Below are 16,339 nucleotides of genomic sequence, written 5' to 3'. Positions count from 1 at the left end.
CTGTCACCCGTCCGTCATCGCGACAGGACTCCGGGCCGGGCGGGCGGGGTGCCGGCCACGGCCGCGTTGTACAGACGCCGGACGTCGGAGCCGAAGTACGGGCTGTAGGAGACGTCGGCGGTCGGCCCCCCTGTCTTCCAACCGCCTATGCTCCCGACCACGTCGCCCCTCCCGGTGTGCGTGTCGAAGTTCGCCAGGAACGGGCCGCCACTGGTGCCCGACCGGTAGTCGTCGCAGGCGATCCGCAGGTACGAGCCGGGCGTGCCGTCGGTCGGCGTGAACTTCCTCGTGGAGTTGGTGCAGGTCAGAGGTTGCCGGTCCGCGCCCGGATAGCCGATCAGCCTGACTCGGGGAAACGCGTAACCGCGCCCGGTGACAAGGGCATTGCCGCCCACGACCTCCTGCACCTGTTTGCCGTCGCTGCGCGCCCCGAGCCGTGCGAACGCCACGTCCCAGGGCGCACCCTTCGTGTGGCCGCGGTCGTAGTAGCGCTGATCGATCCAGACCTTGCTGCGCCCCCTGGAGTCGGTGTCGACCGGGAAGATCCCATGCGGACGCGGCCTGGCCGCAGTCCACTGCGGCACGAACGCCAGGGAACCGGCCCCGGCCCTGGAGTCCAGGCAGTGGCCCGCGGTCAGCACGATGTTGTGGTGCGCACTGTTGATCACACTCGCGGTGCAGAAGTAGGAGCCGCCGCCCCTCTGCACATACATCCGCCCGATCATCGGCAGCCCGCCGAAGTGCGAACTCCCCGGGCCGACCCCGGCACGCTGCGACAGGGACCTCCCCGTGTTCCCAGACGGGGCATCGGCCGGCGCCCGGCGCCGGTGGTCCGGAAGCGGCTTCGCCTCGGCCATGCGCCGCTCGGTCCAGAACCGGTGCGCCGCCGCGGCGGTCCAGCGGGGCGCCGCCACGTGCGCGGAAGGCGACGGGTCCGCGGCACTGGCCGTGCCTACGACACCCGACGTCGAGACCAGGAAGGCGATCGCTCCGGCGGCTCCGCGTAAAACTATATGGCTCTTCATTCAGTGCACTCCCCCAGTGGGCTGTCGGACAGGACGAGCCGACAATAGGGGGCCATCACCCGAGAGTCGAACTATTTACTTTTACCTTTTATTTGCCTTGAGTATGCAAGGTCTAGATTGGCGCTCCGGGCACCCAACGCACCCCCGCCCTAGAAGGTTTCGATATAAATCATTTCACGACAAGGGAGCTTGGGCTCAGATTTCGGCGACTTCGAATTGACACCTCATCATGCGTCTGACCTGCAAAGAAGGAGATCACCTGGAGCGGCTCACCGAAATTCCCTGAATCGCCTCTTCCGCTTTTCCATCCCCCTCCCGGACGCAAGATTGGCTCGAAATAATTCCCTTGACGAAGATCAGGCTCTGAGTTTCGATGACGATCGACCGTATGGTCACACGGGGAAATTCATATCTTTCAGGGGGATTCGCATGCCTGGTTCCCGTACCAAGCTGCTCGCGCTCACTACCGCCTCGGCATTAGCTGCGTTGCTCGCCGTCACCGCGACGCCGGCGGCCGAGGCCAACGACGGACAGCGAGCCACCACCACCGACGCGGCGCTCCTCGCGCACGCCAAGAAGGTCGCACCGCTGAACGCCGTCGCCAACGCCGTCGGCGACCAGGGCCGTGGCGCGTTCGCCGACACCTACAGCGACCAGCACGTCGACGAGGACGGCGGCTTCGTCACCCTCTACGCCACCGACAGCGCCCGGGCCGCGAAGCTGATCGCCGCCGCCAAGCACGCCCACCCGACGATCAACACCGCGCTGATACGCGTTCAGCACGCCGATTTCAGCAGGAAGGCGCTGGACCGGGAGATCGACAAGATCTTCCCGCTGGGCGCCGTCAAGGACGCCTCGAAGGAGGTGTACTTGGGCGCCTCGCCCAAGGCCGACGGCTCCGGCATCACCGTCGAGGTCAAGCCGAGCGCACTGCGCCGGGTCAAGGCACAGCGCAACCGGCTGGACGGCATCCCCGTCACCTACGTATCCGGCAAGATTAAGACGGCGGCCTCCTGGCGCTGGAACGACTCCCGTCCGCAGATCGGCGGCGACGCCCTCATCGGCAACGCCCGCACGCCCGGCTATGCCCATCACTGCACCTCCGGCATCGCCGCCGAGAACTCGCACGGACGCGACTACCTCATCACCGCTGCCCACTGCTACCCCAACGGCGCGGGCGTCTACGGTGAGGGCGCGCGCACCGGCGACTGGGACACCGGCACCAAGGGCCACTACCTCGGCAAGATCAGCAGCACCAAGGACGGGTGGGACGCCCAGCTCATCGACAGCGGCCTGTACAACGGCAAGGGCTTCAACTCGGACGAGGCAGACAAGCCCTCCGGCAAGTGGTACGCCGTCAACAACTACGCCTATTCCTACAACGGACAGACGGTCTGCCAGGACGGCGCCCGCTCGTACTACGACAGCAGGGGTGTCCCCTGCGGCATCAAGACCACCAGCGACGACTACAGGTACACCATCCAGTGGGATGACGGCTCAACCCACCGCATACGGGGTGTCCAGGGCCGCGGGTCCTACACCTGCACCCAGGGCGACTCCGGTGGCCTCGTCTTCACGGTCAACGACAGGACCCACCGCCAGGCGCGCGGAATCGTCTCCGCCAACCGCGGTACGCGGGAGATGTACTGGACGGAGGCCTCTGACATCCTCCGCAACTTCCACCTGAAGCTGAACCCTCACCAGTAATCCGGCGCCGCCGCAAGGGGCACCACGGAGCTACCACCCGGAGCCCGTGGTGCCCCTCACGCGTGCGTGCGGCTCCCGTGCGGAACCGCCCACGACCGCCCGGTCGAACTCATCGGCCGGAAGGCCCCAACCGGACGGGCGAGTTGTTCGTGATACCGGGTGAGGGGATCGGAGGGAACGTGGCCGAATGGTCAAGGCTGCTGTCCGAGCTCGCGCAGGAGCGCGGCGCGGAGCTGAACCGGTACGGCTTCCTGCTGTGCGGCGACCGCGCGGAGGCGGCCGACCTGGTTCAGGAGGCACTGGTACGGGTCTTCTCCCGACCCCGCCGTGCGTGGGAACTGGGGGAGGCGGAGGCATACGTGCGTCGCACGATGCTCAACCGCTACCTGGACCTGCACCGGCGCCGAACCCGTTGGATCCGCGCGCTTCCACGGCTCGTGTCGTCGGAGCCGGTCGCCGACCACAGCACGGACGTCCTGCACCGGATCGACCTCATGGACGCCATGCGCGGGCTGTCGCCGAGGCAGCGGGCCTGCGTGGTGCTCCGTTACTACGAGGACATGTCCACCGCGGACGTCGCGGCGCGGCTCGGCTGCGGTGAGGGGACGGTCAAGCGTCATCTGAGCGACGCGCTGGCACGGCTGGGCGCCCAACTGCGGCCACCACAGCATCACGTCGCAGAGGAAAGGCTGGAGACATGAAGCCCGAGGACCTGCGCGAACAGTTGCTGGCTGCCGCGCACCGCACACCGCCACCGGAGATCGACACCGAGCTCGTCCGGACCCGGGTGCGCCGGCGCAGGCGCGCCCGCTACGCCGCCGTGGCCGGGGCAGGCCTGGCCGTGGCCGCCGCGGTGGTGCTGAACACGCTGCCGTCCGCCTCCACACCGGAGACCAAGACACCGGCGGACTCCTCGATCAGGCAGCCCTCGGCGGCGAGCAGCGCGGCTCCGGGACTCCCTGACCACACCTGCGGCGCGAGAATCCCGGCGAGTACCGGCCGCGGAGCCGTGACCGTACGCATCTCCGATGTGCGCGCGGCCCCGGACGGAGCCCCGCAGGTCACCTACGCGGTGAACTCGACTGCCCCGGCGGTCCTTTCCGGCGGGCCCCTGGTTCTCGTCCTGAAGGACGGCCGGGTCGTGGCCGGTCAGGATCCCTCCGGACCGGGATCCGAGAACACCGCGCGCCAGGTGACCATCGCCCCCGCCCGTCCACACCGCGTCCGGCTCGCGCCCGTGCCGGGCCGTCCCTGCGCGGGAACCACCTGGAGCTCGGTGTGGAGGGGCGGCTACGAAGTGGCCGTCGTCCTCGCCGCCCAGCAGACCGTGTCCTCCGGTACCCGGCCCCCTGATTCATTGATCGTCGCCCGTGCCCCGCTGTCCGAATGAACGGCCTCTCGACATCTCACGGAGGAACCCATGCGCCGCACCCTGCTGCCCGCCGTCCCCGTCCTGCTGCTCGCCCTCGCCGGATGCGGGGGAAATTCCGATGCGGCGACCGGTGATCCGGCCCACCCCGCCCCGACCACCACCTCCCCGCCGGTGAAGCTCCAGGACCGCTCCCTGCCCTGCGGCAGCACCATCGCAGCTCCAGTCCGCGTCAGCGGCCCCGATGAATCACTGCAGCTGACCGTCACGTCCCTGCGGCGCCAAGGCTCCACGCTGCGAACCACCTACAAGATCAGCTCCCACGACCGGACAGAGGCACTCCTCCTGCCGATCGTCGATGTCCCGCCCACGGCTCTCCTACTCAAGCACGGCGTCATCGTCGGCCGCCAGAAGCCCGCCGCCGACACCGGTCCGGTCAACGGGGCGGCCCTCGCGTACCCCGTCGGCAAGCGCCCCTACACCAAGACCCTGACGGTCGACCGCCTCTGCGGCGGCACCACGTGGTCCGACGTGGACAAGCACCCCGGCGACTACCAGATCGTCATCGTCATGTCGGTCCAGCCGGATGGACCGCCCTCCGACAAGCAGCCCGCAGACGGTGTCCACAAGCTGCCCCTGCTCGAAGCCACCCGCGACATCTCCGCGAAGAGCCGGTGAACGCAGAGGAGGGGGCGCCCGGTGTCGCCGGGCGCCCCCTCCTCCTATGACGCGGTCTACTCCCCGAGCAGGGCCCGCACCCGCTCCTGCCCGACCGCCAGCAGCAGCGTGGGCAGCCGAGGGCCGGTGTCCCGTCCGACCAGCAGGTGGTACAGCAGCGCGAAGAACGACCGCTGAGCCGTCTTGATCTCCGCCGGCAGCTCCTTGGGCGTGGCATCGGCCGAGAACCCGGCCTGCACCTTGGGCACGCCGTACACCAGGTGGGTCAGGCCGTCGAGCGACCAGTGCTCGGCGAGCCCGTCGAGCAGCAGCCGGACCGACTGCTGGGACGCCTCGTCGAGGGACTTCAGCAGCTCGGCGTCCGGCTCGGCCCGGACGATCGTGCGCTGGTCGGCGGGGACGTGCGTGTTGATCCACGCCTCGGCCCTGTCGTACCGCGGCCGCGCCTCGTCCAGCGAGGACAGCGGCTGCTCCGGGTCCAGCTCGGACAGGATCCGCAGCGCCTGGTCCTCGTGCCCGGCGGTGATGTCGGCGACGGACGCGAGCGTGCGGTACGGCAGCGGACGCGGCGTCTTCACCAGCTCACCGGCGGCCGTACCCACGGCCCGCGTGTAGGCGGCGACGTCGGCCGGCAGCGCGGACTCGTCCGCGACCTTGCCCGCCAGCTTGTCCCACTCGTCGTACAGCCGCTGGATCTCCTGGTCGAAGGCGATCTTGAAGGACTGGTTGGGCCGACGGCGGGCGTACAGCCAGCGCAGGATCTGCGGCTCCATGATCTTCAGAGCGTCCGCGGGGGTGGGCACCCCACCCCGCGAGGACGACATCTTCGCCATGCCGGAGATGCCGACGAACGCGTACATCGGACCGATGGGCTGCTTGCCGCCGAAGATCCCGACGATCTGGCCGCCCACCTGGAACGAGGACCCCGGGGACGAGTGGTCGACACCGCTCGGCTCGAAGACGACGCCCTCGAAGGCCCACCGCATCGGCCAGTCGACCTTCCAGACCAGCTTGCCGCGGTTGAACTCGCTCAGCCGGACGGTCTCGGAGAACCCGCAGGCCGTGCAGGTGTACGCCAGCTCGGTGGTGTCGTCGTCGTACGAGGTGACGGTCGTCAGGTCCTTCTCGCAGTTGCCGCAGTACGGCTTGTACGGGAAGTACCCGGCGGAGCCGGAGCTGCCGTCGTCCTCGGACGCGGCGCCCGAGCCCTCCTCGGCCTCCACCTCGGCCTCGTCCACGGCCTTCTGCTGCTGCTTCTTGCCGGCCTTCGGCTTGGTCCGGTACTGGGCGAGGATCGCGTCGATGTCGCCGCGGTGCTTCATGGCGTGCAGGATCTGCTCGCGGTAGACACCGGAGGTGTACTGCGCGGTCTGGCTGATCCCGTCGAACTCGACGCCCAGCTCGGCGAGCGACTCGACCATCGCGGCCTTGAAATGCTCGGCCCAGTTCGGGTACGCGGAGCCCTTCGGCGCCGGGACGGAGGTCAGCGGCTTGCCGATGTGCTCGGCCCACGACTCGTCGATCCCCGCGATGCCCGCCGGCACCTTCCGGTACCGGTCGTAGTCGTCCCAGGAGATCAGGTGGCGGACCTGGTGACCGCGGCGGCGGACCTCGTCGGCGACCAGGTGCGGGGTCATGACCTCGCGCAGGTTGCCCAGGTGGATCGGACCGGAGGGGGAGAGGCCGGACGCGACGACCACAGGTTTGCCCGGGGCCCGACGCTCCGACTCCTCGATGACCTCATCCGCGAAACGGGAGACCCAGTCGGTCGTCTCGGTGCTCTGAGCCACGATCGGCACGTCCTTCTTTCTGAACGGTGTGACACCCCATTCTCACAGACGGACTTGCGTCGACGAAAACCGCTTTACCCACCATGGGATACTGGCTGGGTCTATCCATCCCCACGAGGAGAACGGCACCCATTCCTATGGCCTCGGTCACGTCCCTCAGCGATTCCGTCCAGCAGCAGCTCGCGTCCGCCCTCTCGGCTTCCCTGCCGGAGGCCGCCGGCGCGGACCCGCTGCTGCGACGTAGCGACCGGGCCGACTTCCAGGCCAACGGAATCCTGGCGCTCGCCAAGAAGGCGAAGGCGAACCCGCGGGAGCTGGCCACGCAGGTCGTCTCCCGGATCGTCGCCGGTGACGTGATCAAGGAGATCGAGGTCTCCGGACCCGGCTTCCTGAACATCACGATCACGGACCGGGCGATCACCGAGAACCTGGCCGCGCGGTACGCGGACGAGACGGGCCGCCTCGGCGTGCCGCTCGCCGCGGAGCCCGGCACGACGGTGATCGACTACGCGCAGCCGAACGTGGCCAAGGAGATGCACGTCGGCCACCTGCGGTCGGCGGTCATCGGCGACTCGGTCGTCCAGCTCCTGGAGTTCACCGGCGAGAACGTGGTCCGGCGGCACCACATCGGCGACTGGGGCACCCAGTTCGGCATGCTCATCCAGTACCTGGAAGAGCACCCGCACGAACTGGACCACAAGAGCGCCGAGGTGAGCGGCGAGGAGGCGATGTCGAACCTCGACCGCCTCTACAAGGCCGCGCGGAAGAAGTTCGACGCCGACGAGGAGTTCAAGACCCGTGCCCGGCGCCGGGTGGTGGACCTCCAGGCGGGCGACCCGACGACCCTCGCCATGTGGCAGAAGTTCGTGGACGAGTCGAAGATCTACTTCTTCTCCGTCTTCGAGAAGCTGGACATGGAGATCCAGGACCCCGACATCGTCGGCGAGTCCGGCTACAACGACATGCTGGCCGAGACCTGCCGCCTGCTGGAGGAGTCGGGCGTGGCGGTCCGCTCCGAGGGCGCCCTCTGCGTCTTCTTCGACGACATCAAGGGCCCGGACGGCAACCTGGTGCCGCTGATCGTCCAGAAGTCCGACGGCGGCTACGGCTACGCGGCCACCGACCTCTCGGCGATCCGCGACCGTGTCTTCAACCTCAAGGCGAGCACCATCGTGTACGTGGTGGACGCCCGCCAGGCCCTGCACTTCCGGATGGTCTTCGAGACCGCCCGCCGGGCCGGCTGGCTGAACGACGACGTCACGGCGTTCCAGCTGGCCTTCGGCACGGTCCTCGGCAAGGACGGCAAGCCGTTCAAGACGCGTGAGGGCGAGACGGTCCGCCTGGTCGACCTCCTCGACGAGGCGATCGACCGTGCCTCGGCCGTGGTCCGGGAGAAGGCCCAGGACCTGTCCGAAGCCGAGATCGCCGAGCGGGGCGCCCAGGTGGGCATCGGCGCGGTGAAGTACGCGGACCTGTCGACGTCGGCGAACCGGGACTACAAGTTCGACCTGGACCAGATGGTCTCGCTGAACGGCGACACGTCCGTCTACCTCCAGTACGCGTACGCCCGTATCCAGTCCATCCTCCGCAAGGCCGGCGAGGTTCGCCCGGCGGCCCACCCGGAGCTGGCACTGGCCGACGCCGAGCGCGCCCTGGGCCTGCACGCCGACTCCTTCGCGGAGACGGTGGCCGAGGCCGCGAAGGAGTACGCCCCGCACAAGCTGGCCGCGTACCTCTACCAGCTGGCGTCCCTGTACACGACCTTCTACGACAAGTGCCCGGTCCTGAAGGCCGAGACGCCGGAGCAGGTGGAGAACCGCCTCTTCCTGTGCGACGTCACGGCCCGCACCCTGCACCAGGGCATGGCGCTGCTGGGGATCAGGACGCCCGAGAAGCTCTGACCGGTTCGTGATCAGGTCTGGGGGAGCTCCCCGAGCAGCACTCCGGGAGCTCTCCCAGCCCTGATGCCACTATGCGATGTGGTCCGCCTCCAGTTCCGCCGCAAGACGGTTGGCGAAGCGCGTGACCATGCGTACGGCATCGTCCGGGACGAGCGCGATGCCGTACGTCGCCTCCACGTTCTGCCTGAAGCGGTCGGAACTGGGCAAGTCACCGTCTATCGACTGCTTGAAGACCCGGTAGTAGCTCTCCTCGGACCACTGGGCCGCCTCCGTGGACATCAGCGCGGTGAGCCTGTCGATCTCGGCGCTCATGTCCGCTCGCCGGCGGTCCAGGATCTCCAGTTCGCGCTTGCTCCCCTCGACGGTGCTCCGGGCCTCTCGGACCGCCTCCGCCTTGAGGTCCTCGCTTTCCCGGAGGGTCGCGACCTTCGTGTGCTCGACCTCCTTGAGCAACCCCTCCGCCTTCTTGACGGCGGCGATCCGGATCCTGCCCGCCTCGGAGCTGGCCTCCGACACCAGCTTTTTGACCTCGGAGTTGGCCTCCGACACCAGCTCCTCGGCCTTGGCCTGCGCCTTGGCCAGCTCCTCCTCGGCGGCCTTGACGAGCGCGTTGCAGCGGTCGCCGGTGGACTGCATCGTCTCGGCGGCCTCGCGGCGGGCCCGCTCGTGCAGTCCCTCGATCTCGCCCGTGATGCGGTCGCGCAGCAGCTCTGCGCGCTCCCTGATGGCGCCGGCGTCACGACGGGCCTCTGCGAGCAGTTCGTCCGCGTCCACGCGGGCCTTCTCCACCGCGGATCCGCCCTCGGCGACCGCATCGGACTGCAGCCGCTCGGCGGTGATGCCCCTAGCCTTCTCGGAAGCCTCAGCGATGATCTTCTCAGCCTCGGACTGCGCCATGCGCAGCGCCTCGGCAGCCTCGTCCTTGAGCCGTTCCGCGTGCGCGGTGGCCTCCTGGGCCTGCATGGAGGCGGCGTTCAGCAGCCGCTCGGTGTCCGTGCGGGCGCGGCGCAGCATCTGCTCGGCCCCTTCCCGCTGCGCGTTGTTGTTCCACTCCGTCCACTGGAGCAGCTCCCGCGCCCGCTTGAGAATCCGCCCGGAGACCCAATGGGTGTGTCCCAGCTGCGTGACGTCCAGGATGTCGCCGCCGGGGTCCGTCACCGCGTGGTCGGCGAGGAGGGTGCCCAGGCTCTCGTAGACGGTCGCCGCGTCCGCCGGGCGGTCGCCCGGGGCTTTGGCGAGGAGGGTGAGGATGAGGTCGTTCAAGGGAGCGGGGAGGCCTTCGACGCGGGACGCCGGCGGCTCCGGGGCGTCCTCCATCTGTTTGCGGAGTACCGCCCACTGATTGCTGCCGGTGAACGGGGGGCGGCCCGTCACGGCGTGGTACAGGAGGCATCCAAGTGAGTACAGGTCGCTGCGGTGGTCGATCGTCTTGTCGCCGTCGGCCTGTTCCGGGGACATGTACGGCGGTGAGCCGACCGGTGTACCCGTGACGGTGAGTTCGTGGGCGCCGATGGTCTCGCCCATGAACTTGGCGATGCCGAAGTCGAGGACCTTCACCGTCCCCTCCGGCGTCAGCAGCGCGTTGGCCGGCTTGATGTCCCGGTGGACCACGCCCTGGCGGTGCGCGGCGTGCAGCGCCTCCGCGATCTGCGCGGCCCACAACACGGCCAGCGGCCAGCCCGGCGTCGACGCCTTGAGCATCCCTTGCAGGGACTCGCCCTGCACCAGCTCCATGACGAGGAACAGCGTCGGACGCCCGTCGACCGACGCCTCGCCCCAGTCGTGCACGGTCACGATGTTCCGGTGGGCCAGCCGCCCGGCCAGCTGCACCTCACGCTGGAACCGGGCCTGCGTCTCCGCCTCGTCCATCCCGAACTGCGGATGCACGACCTTCACCGCGACATCCCGCCGCATCCGCTCGTCCTCGGCGGCCCACACCCGGCCCATCCCGCCGGACCCCAGCAGCCCGGTGATCCGGAACCGCCCGGCAAGCACCTCGTTCAGCACCGGTTCTCTCTCCCGACGGCGATCTGTCCCGGAACTCCCTTACGAGTATGGCGGCTTCAGTAGCCCGACAAGTTCCCCGAACTTCCGTACGACCCACCCGCGGACCTCCGGAGCCGCCGCTCCTCCTCCTCGACGCGACGGACGACGTCGCCGATGCCGGTGGTCTCCTCCAGGCCACCGGCGCGGAGTTGGGCGGCCAGCGTGGTGAAGTAGTGCGCCGTGGTGAGGAGATACTCGTCCACGTCGAGGCCCATGGACGGGGCCGCTCCCGGCGGTATGCGACTGACGTCGTCCAGGATGCGGTTGACCTGGCCCGTGATCTCGTCCCGCACGTCCGGTGTCAGCGCCACCGCCCGCCCGACCTGGGCGACGATCGAGTGGCAGGAGCGCGCCAGCTGCATGAGCAGCCGGTCGTCGCGGTTGAGGGAGGACATGCCCGACGCCCCGGGGCTGAAGTTGCCCGACGCGATCCGCGCGTCCACGCGCTGCGGCTCGAAGCACCGCAGGTCGATGGCGCGGGTCGCGCCGAGCGCCGCCCTGAAGCAAGGGTGGACCTGGAACTCCGTCTCGTGCGGCTGGACCGGCAGACCGTCGCCCCCGGCGTACACCACACCGCTGCCGCGCCGCACCCCGAGGAAGCCGACGCCGTACAGCACGTCGACGACTCCGGAGAGCGTGAGGACGTTGGCGTACGCGGGGAAGTCGTGGTGGAGCGTGGCGGCCGCGGCCTCGAAACGGTGGGCGAGGCCGGCGCGGGTGACGACGTACCCGTTGTTCTGGAAGAGCGGGAACAGGTTGCGCAGGAAGGGGTGCGCGACCAGGTACTCCGAGGTCAGGTCCTTGAGCTTCCACTCCGAGAACTGCCGGCCCGCCTGCACCACGTCCGCCTCGGTGATCCGGTCCCGCTCGTGCTCCAGCCAGGCCTTCTCCACACAGGCGTTGAGGAACTGGATGGCGTCGCGGGGGCGGGGCAGGCACCGCCCGAAGAGGTACGCCGTGATCTCCTCCCCGCCCACCGACTGCGGGAACAGCTCCTTCCACAGCTGCTCCTCGGTCAGCCCCGGCCCGACGGAGGCCTGTGCCCGGGCCAGCGCGAGATCCCGCAGCGCCTGTTCCGTCCAGGCGATCCTCAGTTCGTCGCCGTGGAACTTGTCGCCCTCCCCGAAGGAAAGGGAGTCGTAGATATCCGCACGCAGGAACAGCAGGAACCGTACGGAACGCCCGTACAGGCTCGCCGCGTACTTCGCCGCGAGCAGCAGCCCGATCACCATGGAGTTGCTGTCCGGTTCAGCCGACCACACCTGCTCCAGCTGGTCGACCATGAGCAGCAGCGGAGGGTGTACGACACCGTCGCACCCCAGGTCGGCGAAGGCTCGCGCGACCCCCTGCTCGACGACCTCCAACTGCCGTGCGGCCCGGGCCCCTTCGGACGGCGACTGGGCGAGATCCACACTCGCCTTGACCCCGAACGCCTCCAGGGACAGCGAGCCCTGCAACCCGCGCGCGCCCTGCGCCAGCCGCTCCACCAGCCGGCCTCCGCCGTCCGGCCCCTCGCCGTTCTGCTTGAGGAACCGCCCGAGCGCTTTCACCGAGTCGGGTCTCTTGCCGTGCGCGTCCTTGGCGTGGGTCACCAGGTGCCGGGCCGCGTGCACGGCGAACACGTACCGCCAGATCAGCGCTTTGGCCGAGTCCCCCGGCAGCCCCTGCAACTCGAACCGCCGGATCTCCTCGCCCGCAGCCTCGTCGGGAGTGACGAGCACCTTGCCACCGCCGTGCCCTGCGTCCGACATCAACCGCATGCAGATGGCGCTCTTCCCGGACCCCTTGCGCCCGATGATCAGCATCTTGCGCCCACTGAGCGCGGCCCGGTAGGCGGGGTTCGGCAGAAACCCGCCGCGCAGCAACAGCCCCTCGGTCACATCCCGTTCGGCGTCCTCACGCCCGAAGTGCACGCGCGCGAGTAACGGTTCGTCGTCCATCCGGTCCCCCAAGGCGTCGTCCCTCAGGGACACCGTACCGAGCCAGGCCCGGTCAGCAGGGCACGAACACCGGAGAACGGGCTCTGGTGAGACGCCCGCCCCACTAGCCCGCGTCGGGCTCGCTGTAGGGCAGCCACTTGTCGGTGCCGTCGGCGTTGTACCAGTAGGCCTTGTCGCCGCGCATGCCCACCGTGCGGAACGGTTTTCCGTGGTCGTCGATCCGGGCCGTGCCCTGCTGGTCTCCGTTGCTCCAGCTCAGTTCGAGGTACCAGCCGACGTCCTGGGCTGCGGTGCTCGCGTCGACGTTCAGTACTTCCGGGTCGTCGACGGACACCTTGTACGGGAAGTTCGTCGCACGCGTCTCGATGTTGCCCTCGTGGCCGGGTACCGGCTTCACGTTCGGCGCCGGTGCGTCGAGGTCGACGGCGAACGAGGCGGGCGCCAGGTCGCCACCACAGCCGCTGCCCATCATGTACGCGTTCCCCTTCGGTGCCGTGCGGGTGCTGGTCGTGCGGACGCGGAGCGCGTGCAGCACGACGGGCCGGCTGCTGCTGCCCTGCACGGTGACCTGGAGCCGCAGGTGCCCAGCCGGTGCGGCACCCAGGGCGGCCGCCCAGCCGTCGGTGGCCTGACCTGCCGGTGGCGGAGGCACGCTGCCCGGCGGGCGCCGGAGGAGGAACCACTGGTCGCAGGGGCTGTCCCAGTTGTTCGTCAGGACGTTCACGTGGAACGGCGGCGCGGTGCCGGCGACTGTGCCGCTGCTCTCCGAGGGCTCGCCGGCTTCCGTCGGCGTTCCGGGCGAGCGCCTGGCATCAGCTGATGAGGACGGCGAGGTGGTGGACGTCGGGGCGGACGTCCTGGCCGTTGCACGGTCGGACGCGGTCGCCGCGTCACGTGCGGCGCCGGACTGCCCGGCCGCACGCGCTGCGGTCCTCTCCCCGCTGTCAGCGGCCGACCCGAACTGCGTGGCCGCAGCGGCCACGGCAGCCGTGACGGCGACTGCACCCACGACGGCAGCGGCCACGACGGCGGACCGCCGCCTGCGTGGCCGTACGGGCGGGGCGGCGGTCGGTGACGGTTCGGCCGGCGCCTTCGACGAGGCCGGGGCGGCGGTGACTACGGCGGCATCGGGAGCATCGGGGGCATCTGCCGGTTCGCCTTCGGGGGAGGTCGCCCGACGGCGAGCGGCGTCCGCCAGGATCCAGTGGCGGTGCAGCTCCACCAACTCGTCCCGAGTGGCCCCGCACACCCGCGCGAGCCGCTCCAGCGGGGCGTAGTCGTTCGGCACTGTCGTGCCGTTGCAGTAGCGGTGCACCGTGGACGTGCTGATGTGGAGTCGCTTGCCGAGCGCGCCGTAGCTGCGGCCGGAACGCTCCTTCAACGCGAGCAGCAGCTTCGCCAGTTCCTGGGACTCGTCCGCCATCGTCTCTCCCCACCGTCCCAGAACGGCGTTCCAGGCCCCGACGTATCCCCAGTTCAGACGGCGTGGAACCGTTTCAGGGTTCCCAACTGCCCTTGGAATCTAGCGGGTGAGACGGATCGCACCGCACGGTTCAGGTCATCGGCCGGTTCACCCGATCCGGCCCCGACCGAACCAACCAACGGGAGAAGCACCACATGTCCGTCCAGCGCTTCCTGGTCTCCGCGGCCACCCTGGCCCTCGGCTCCTTCGCCCTCGTCGCCTGCGACCCCGGCTCCGCCACGGGTTCGGCCCCCACCGACACGGCCGCCACCGCCTCGGCTCCGGCGCACGCCACCGCCTCGCCCACCGCCGAGCCGTCCCGCACCTCCAGCGGAACCGCGGCGGAGAGCAACGGCTCGGCCACGTCCACGGCCAAGTCCACGCCCACGGCCGCCAAGCAGACCGGCGCGCACAGCTCGGGCACGGCGTCCGGGACCGGCGGCGGCACCCGAGCCGGAATGTGCCGTGCCGGCCAGCTGACGGTCACCGCCGCCCCGGTCTCACAGCCCTTGAACCACCTGCTGATCACCGCCAAGAACACCAGCGGCGCCCGCTGCGACCTCGGCATCATCGGCCTCGTCACCTTCGACGGCCGCGTCCGGGCAACCACCCCCGACGGCATCGGCGGTGGCCCCAACATCCTGCGTCCGGGCCAGTCGAACTACGAGGGCGTCGCACTCGACCAGCAGGACGCCCCGGGGCAGGGCAGCGCCACCTCATACCTGACCGTGAAGCTGGACAGCGGCGACACCCTTCGCATCCCGGTGAAGGCACACGTTCACGCCCCGCGGATCTCGGTCTGGGAGCTCTCCGCGGCCGACGCGCTCTCCGCCACGTAAGGACACGACCCCGCCCGGGTGCCGGCCGTGCCACGGTCGGCACCCATGGCGTCCCGGTACCACTCGCACCACACCAGCTTCCCGGGGCTGCGTTCCGCCACGCCCCACTTGTCACTGAGCGCGGCGACGAGCAGCAGCCCGCGCCCGCCCTCGTCCGGGTCGTCGGCGATCCCCGGCACACCGGATCCGCTGTCATGCACTTCGGCCCGCACGACCAGCCCGTCGTACCGCAGCCGCAACAGGAACCCCCGCCCCGGAGGCGCCCCGTGCAGCAACGCATTGGTGGCCAACTCGCTCACGCAGAGCGACAGATCGGCGGAGCGGTCCCATTCGGCCAGCCCCCAGTACCTCAACGACCACTCGGCGAACCGCCTGACCGCGGGCACGGATCGGCGGGCGCGGGCGTAGAACTGGTCGCGGTGGTAGAGGAGTTCGGGTTGCGTATTCACGGGGCGACTGTCGCGCAGGGTGACTAGCCTGGATCAGTACGTGATCCCGTACAAAGCGTTTGTACGGGATTGCGCGTGGATCGAGCACGGGCAGGCGTGGGAGTTCAGCAGCATGACGACTTCTCGGAAGAACCAGTCGGCCATGAAGATGCTCGGCCGCCAACTCGCCACCGCGCGCAGGGCGGCAGGGTTGAGCCAGTCGGGCCTGAGCGTCGCGCTGAACATCAACGAGGAGACCATCGCATCGATCGAGCAGGGCCGACGGTCACTGAAGCCGGACATCGCCGAGATCTTCGACGAGTTCCTGGGCACCAAGGGGATGCTGGCGGCGGGGGTGGCCAACCTTCCGGAGGTGGATCAGTTTCCTTTGTGGGCCGAGGAGTACATGGATCAGGAGCAGGAAGCCATCACGCTGGCCTGGTACGACGCCTTGGTGGTCCCGGGTCTGCTGCAGACCGAGGCCTATGCCCGCGCACTGCTCGGCGGCCGGTTCCCGCCCTACGACCGCGAAGAGTTGGAGACGAAGGTCGAAGCACGGGTGGGCCGCCGGGAGATCCTGCAACGCAAGGCTCCCCCGACGCTGAGCTTCGTCGTCTGGGAACCAGCCCTCTGCATGCCCACCGGAGGGCGCGAGACGCATCGGGAACAGCTGCGTTTCCTGCGTGAGTGCTCCGAACTGCCCTTCCTGTCTCTGCAAGTCCTGCCACTGGACCGCACGGCGCATGCAGGAGACGCGGGCCCGTTCATTCTCCTGGAGACGCCTGCCCACCAACACCTCGCCTATACGGAATCGCAGCGCGGCAGCCAGTGGGTCTCCGACCCGAACGAAGTGTCCATCCTGGAGCGCAGGTATGCGATGCTGCGAACGCAGGCCCTCACCATCGAGGACTCAAGAAGCTTGCTGAACCGTCTCCGAGGAGAGCCATGAGCACCGCACTTCAGTGGTTCAAGTCGAGTTACAGCAGCAGCGAAGGCGGCGCGTGCCTCGAAGTGGCCGTCTCCCCCCTCACCATCCACATCCGCGACTCGAAGCAGACCCCCTCCGACAGCCCCACCCTGCACCTCACCCCCACCACCTGGGCTGCCTTCACCTCTTCCCTCAAGTGACCGTTGTCAGTGCCGCCCCCTACAGT

14 protein-coding genes are annotated in these 16,339 nt (G+C 69.3%); 8 read left to right on the top strand and 6 right to left on the bottom strand.

What is annotated here, in order from left to right:
* Window positions 1–14: 14 nt before the first annotated feature.
* Window positions 15–1,025, bottom strand: a complete 1,011-nt coding sequence (locus ACIRVH_RS34835; protein WP_403961889.1) for a trypsin-like serine peptidase — start codon at window positions 1,023–1,025, stop codon at window positions 15–17.
* 429 nt (window positions 1,026–1,454) lie between these two features.
* On the opposite strand from ACIRVH_RS34835, the gene ACIRVH_RS34830 reads away from it, so the two are divergent.
* The 4 genes from ACIRVH_RS34830 to ACIRVH_RS34815 all read left to right on the top strand — a co-directional run bounded on the left by ACIRVH_RS34830 (window position 1,455) and on the right by ACIRVH_RS34815 (window position 4,779).
* Complete coding sequence (locus tag ACIRVH_RS34830; protein ID WP_403961886.1) at window positions 1,455–2,732, top strand: hypothetical protein; 1,278 nt, start codon at window positions 1,455–1,457, stop codon at window positions 2,730–2,732.
* 179 nt (window positions 2,733–2,911) lie between these two features.
* Window positions 2,912–3,433: a SigE family RNA polymerase sigma factor gene (locus ACIRVH_RS34825; protein WP_403961883.1), complete on the top strand. Its 522-nt coding sequence runs from the start codon at window positions 2,912–2,914 to the stop codon at window positions 3,431–3,433.
* Window positions 3,430–4,122, top strand: coding sequence for a hypothetical protein (locus tag ACIRVH_RS34820; protein WP_403961880.1), 693 nt, complete (start codon window positions 3,430–3,432; stop codon window positions 4,120–4,122). The genes ACIRVH_RS34825 and ACIRVH_RS34820 overlap by 4 nt, the downstream gene beginning before the upstream one ends.
* Before the next feature lie 30 nt (window positions 4,123–4,152).
* Complete coding sequence (locus tag ACIRVH_RS34815; protein WP_403961877.1) at window positions 4,153–4,779, top strand: hypothetical protein; 627 nt, start codon at window positions 4,153–4,155, stop codon at window positions 4,777–4,779.
* Between the two features lie 56 nt (window positions 4,780–4,835).
* Here the strand turns inward: ACIRVH_RS34815 and lysS are convergent, their stop codons facing one another.
* Window positions 4,836–6,578 carry a lysine--tRNA ligase gene (gene lysS / locus ACIRVH_RS34810; RefSeq protein ID WP_403961874.1) on the bottom strand — a complete coding sequence of 581 codons (1,743 nt, stop codon included), beginning with the start codon at window positions 6,576–6,578 and terminating at the stop codon, window positions 4,836–4,838.
* Window positions 6,579–6,706: 128 nt separating this feature from the next.
* Between lysS and argS the strand changes: the two genes are divergently transcribed.
* Window positions 6,707–8,470, top strand: a complete 1,764-nt coding sequence (argS, locus tag ACIRVH_RS34805; RefSeq protein ID WP_403961871.1) for an arginine--tRNA ligase — start codon at window positions 6,707–6,709, stop codon at window positions 8,468–8,470.
* A 69-nt stretch (window positions 8,471–8,539) separates the two neighbouring features.
* On the opposite strand, the gene ACIRVH_RS34800 is transcribed toward argS, so the two are convergent.
* The 3 genes from ACIRVH_RS34800 to ACIRVH_RS34790 all read right to left on the bottom strand — a co-directional run bounded on the left by ACIRVH_RS34800 (window position 8,540) and on the right by ACIRVH_RS34790 (window position 13,879).
* The gene (locus tag ACIRVH_RS34800; RefSeq protein WP_403961868.1) at window positions 8,540–10,477 is read right to left on the bottom strand and encodes a protein kinase; all 1,938 of its coding nucleotides are present in this window, start codon (window positions 10,475–10,477) and stop codon (window positions 8,540–8,542) included.
* Between the two features lie 56 nt (window positions 10,478–10,533).
* On the bottom strand, window positions 10,534–12,456 hold the full coding sequence (locus tag ACIRVH_RS34795; RefSeq protein WP_403961865.1) for a P-loop ATPase, Sll1717 family: 1,923 nt from the start codon (window positions 12,454–12,456) through the stop codon (window positions 10,534–10,536).
* Window positions 12,457–12,559: 103 nt separating this feature from the next.
* A complete protein-coding gene (locus ACIRVH_RS34790; protein ID WP_403961862.1) occupies window positions 12,560–13,879 on the bottom strand; it encodes a helix-turn-helix domain-containing protein in 1,320 nt (439 codons plus the stop codon).
* A gap of 194 nt (window positions 13,880–14,073) precedes the next feature.
* Between ACIRVH_RS34790 and ACIRVH_RS34785 the strand changes: the two genes are divergently transcribed.
* Window positions 14,074–14,757: a hypothetical protein gene (locus ACIRVH_RS34785; RefSeq protein ID WP_403961859.1), complete on the top strand. Its 684-nt coding sequence runs from the start codon at window positions 14,074–14,076 to the stop codon at window positions 14,755–14,757.
* Here the strand turns inward: ACIRVH_RS34785 and ACIRVH_RS34780 are convergent.
* The gene (locus tag ACIRVH_RS34780) at window positions 14,697–15,206 is read right to left on the bottom strand and encodes an ATP-binding protein (protein ID WP_403961856.1); all 510 of its coding nucleotides are present in this window, start codon (window positions 15,204–15,206) and stop codon (window positions 14,697–14,699) included. The genes ACIRVH_RS34785 and ACIRVH_RS34780 overlap by 61 nt on opposite strands.
* Window positions 15,207–15,348: 142 nt before the next feature.
* Between ACIRVH_RS34780 and ACIRVH_RS34775 the strand changes: the two genes are divergently transcribed.
* Window positions 15,349–16,134: a Scr1 family TA system antitoxin-like transcriptional regulator gene (locus ACIRVH_RS34775; RefSeq protein WP_403962232.1), complete on the top strand. Its 786-nt coding sequence runs from the start codon at window positions 15,349–15,351 to the stop codon at window positions 16,132–16,134.
* Window positions 16,131–16,313, top strand: coding sequence for a DUF397 domain-containing protein (locus tag ACIRVH_RS34770; protein WP_403961853.1), 183 nt, complete (start codon window positions 16,131–16,133; stop codon window positions 16,311–16,313). The genes ACIRVH_RS34775 and ACIRVH_RS34770 overlap by 4 nt, the downstream gene beginning before the upstream one ends.
* Window positions 16,314–16,339: the final 26 nt, after the last annotated feature.

The sequence above is a fragment of the Streptomyces sp. NPDC101165 genome (assembly GCF_044768135.1).
In the GTDB taxonomy this organism is placed as follows: domain Bacteria; phylum Actinomycetota; class Actinomycetes; order Streptomycetales; family Streptomycetaceae; genus Streptomyces.
The sequence above is the reverse complement of the archived record's forward strand: the minus strand, read 5'-3'. Positions and strand labels throughout refer to the sequence as shown.

What these genes read in the sequence shown, in the direction of transcription:
- ACIRVH_RS34835 (WP_403961889.1), bottom strand. Translation starts at nt 1,025, where the DNA reads ATGAAGAGCCATATAGTTTTACGCGGAGCCGCCGGAGCGATCGCCTTC.
- ACIRVH_RS34830 (WP_403961886.1), top strand. Translation starts at nt 1,455, where the DNA reads ATGCCTGGTTCCCGTACCAAGCTGCTCGCGCTCACTACCGCCTCGGCA.
- ACIRVH_RS34820 (WP_403961880.1), top strand. Translation starts at nt 3,430, where the DNA reads ATGAAGCCCGAGGACCTGCGCGAACAGTTGCTGGCTGCCGCGCACCGC.
- ACIRVH_RS34815 (WP_403961877.1), top strand. Translation starts at nt 4,153, where the DNA reads ATGCGCCGCACCCTGCTGCCCGCCGTCCCCGTCCTGCTGCTCGCCCTC.
- argS (WP_403961871.1), top strand. Translation starts at nt 6,707, where the DNA reads ATGGCCTCGGTCACGTCCCTCAGCGATTCCGTCCAGCAGCAGCTCGCG.
- ACIRVH_RS34795 (WP_403961865.1), bottom strand. Translation starts at nt 12,456, where the DNA reads ATGGACGACGAACCGTTACTCGCGCGCGTGCACTTCGGGCGTGAGGAC.
- ACIRVH_RS34790 (WP_403961862.1), bottom strand. Translation starts at nt 13,879, where the DNA reads ATGGCGGACGAGTCCCAGGAACTGGCGAAGCTGCTGCTCGCGTTGAAG.
- ACIRVH_RS34785 (WP_403961859.1), top strand. Translation starts at nt 14,074, where the DNA reads ATGTCCGTCCAGCGCTTCCTGGTCTCCGCGGCCACCCTGGCCCTCGGC.
- ACIRVH_RS34775 (WP_403962232.1), top strand. Translation starts at nt 15,349, where the DNA reads ATGAAGATGCTCGGCCGCCAACTCGCCACCGCGCGCAGGGCGGCAGGG.
- ACIRVH_RS34770 (WP_403961853.1), top strand. Translation starts at nt 16,131, where the DNA reads ATGAGCACCGCACTTCAGTGGTTCAAGTCGAGTTACAGCAGCAGCGAA.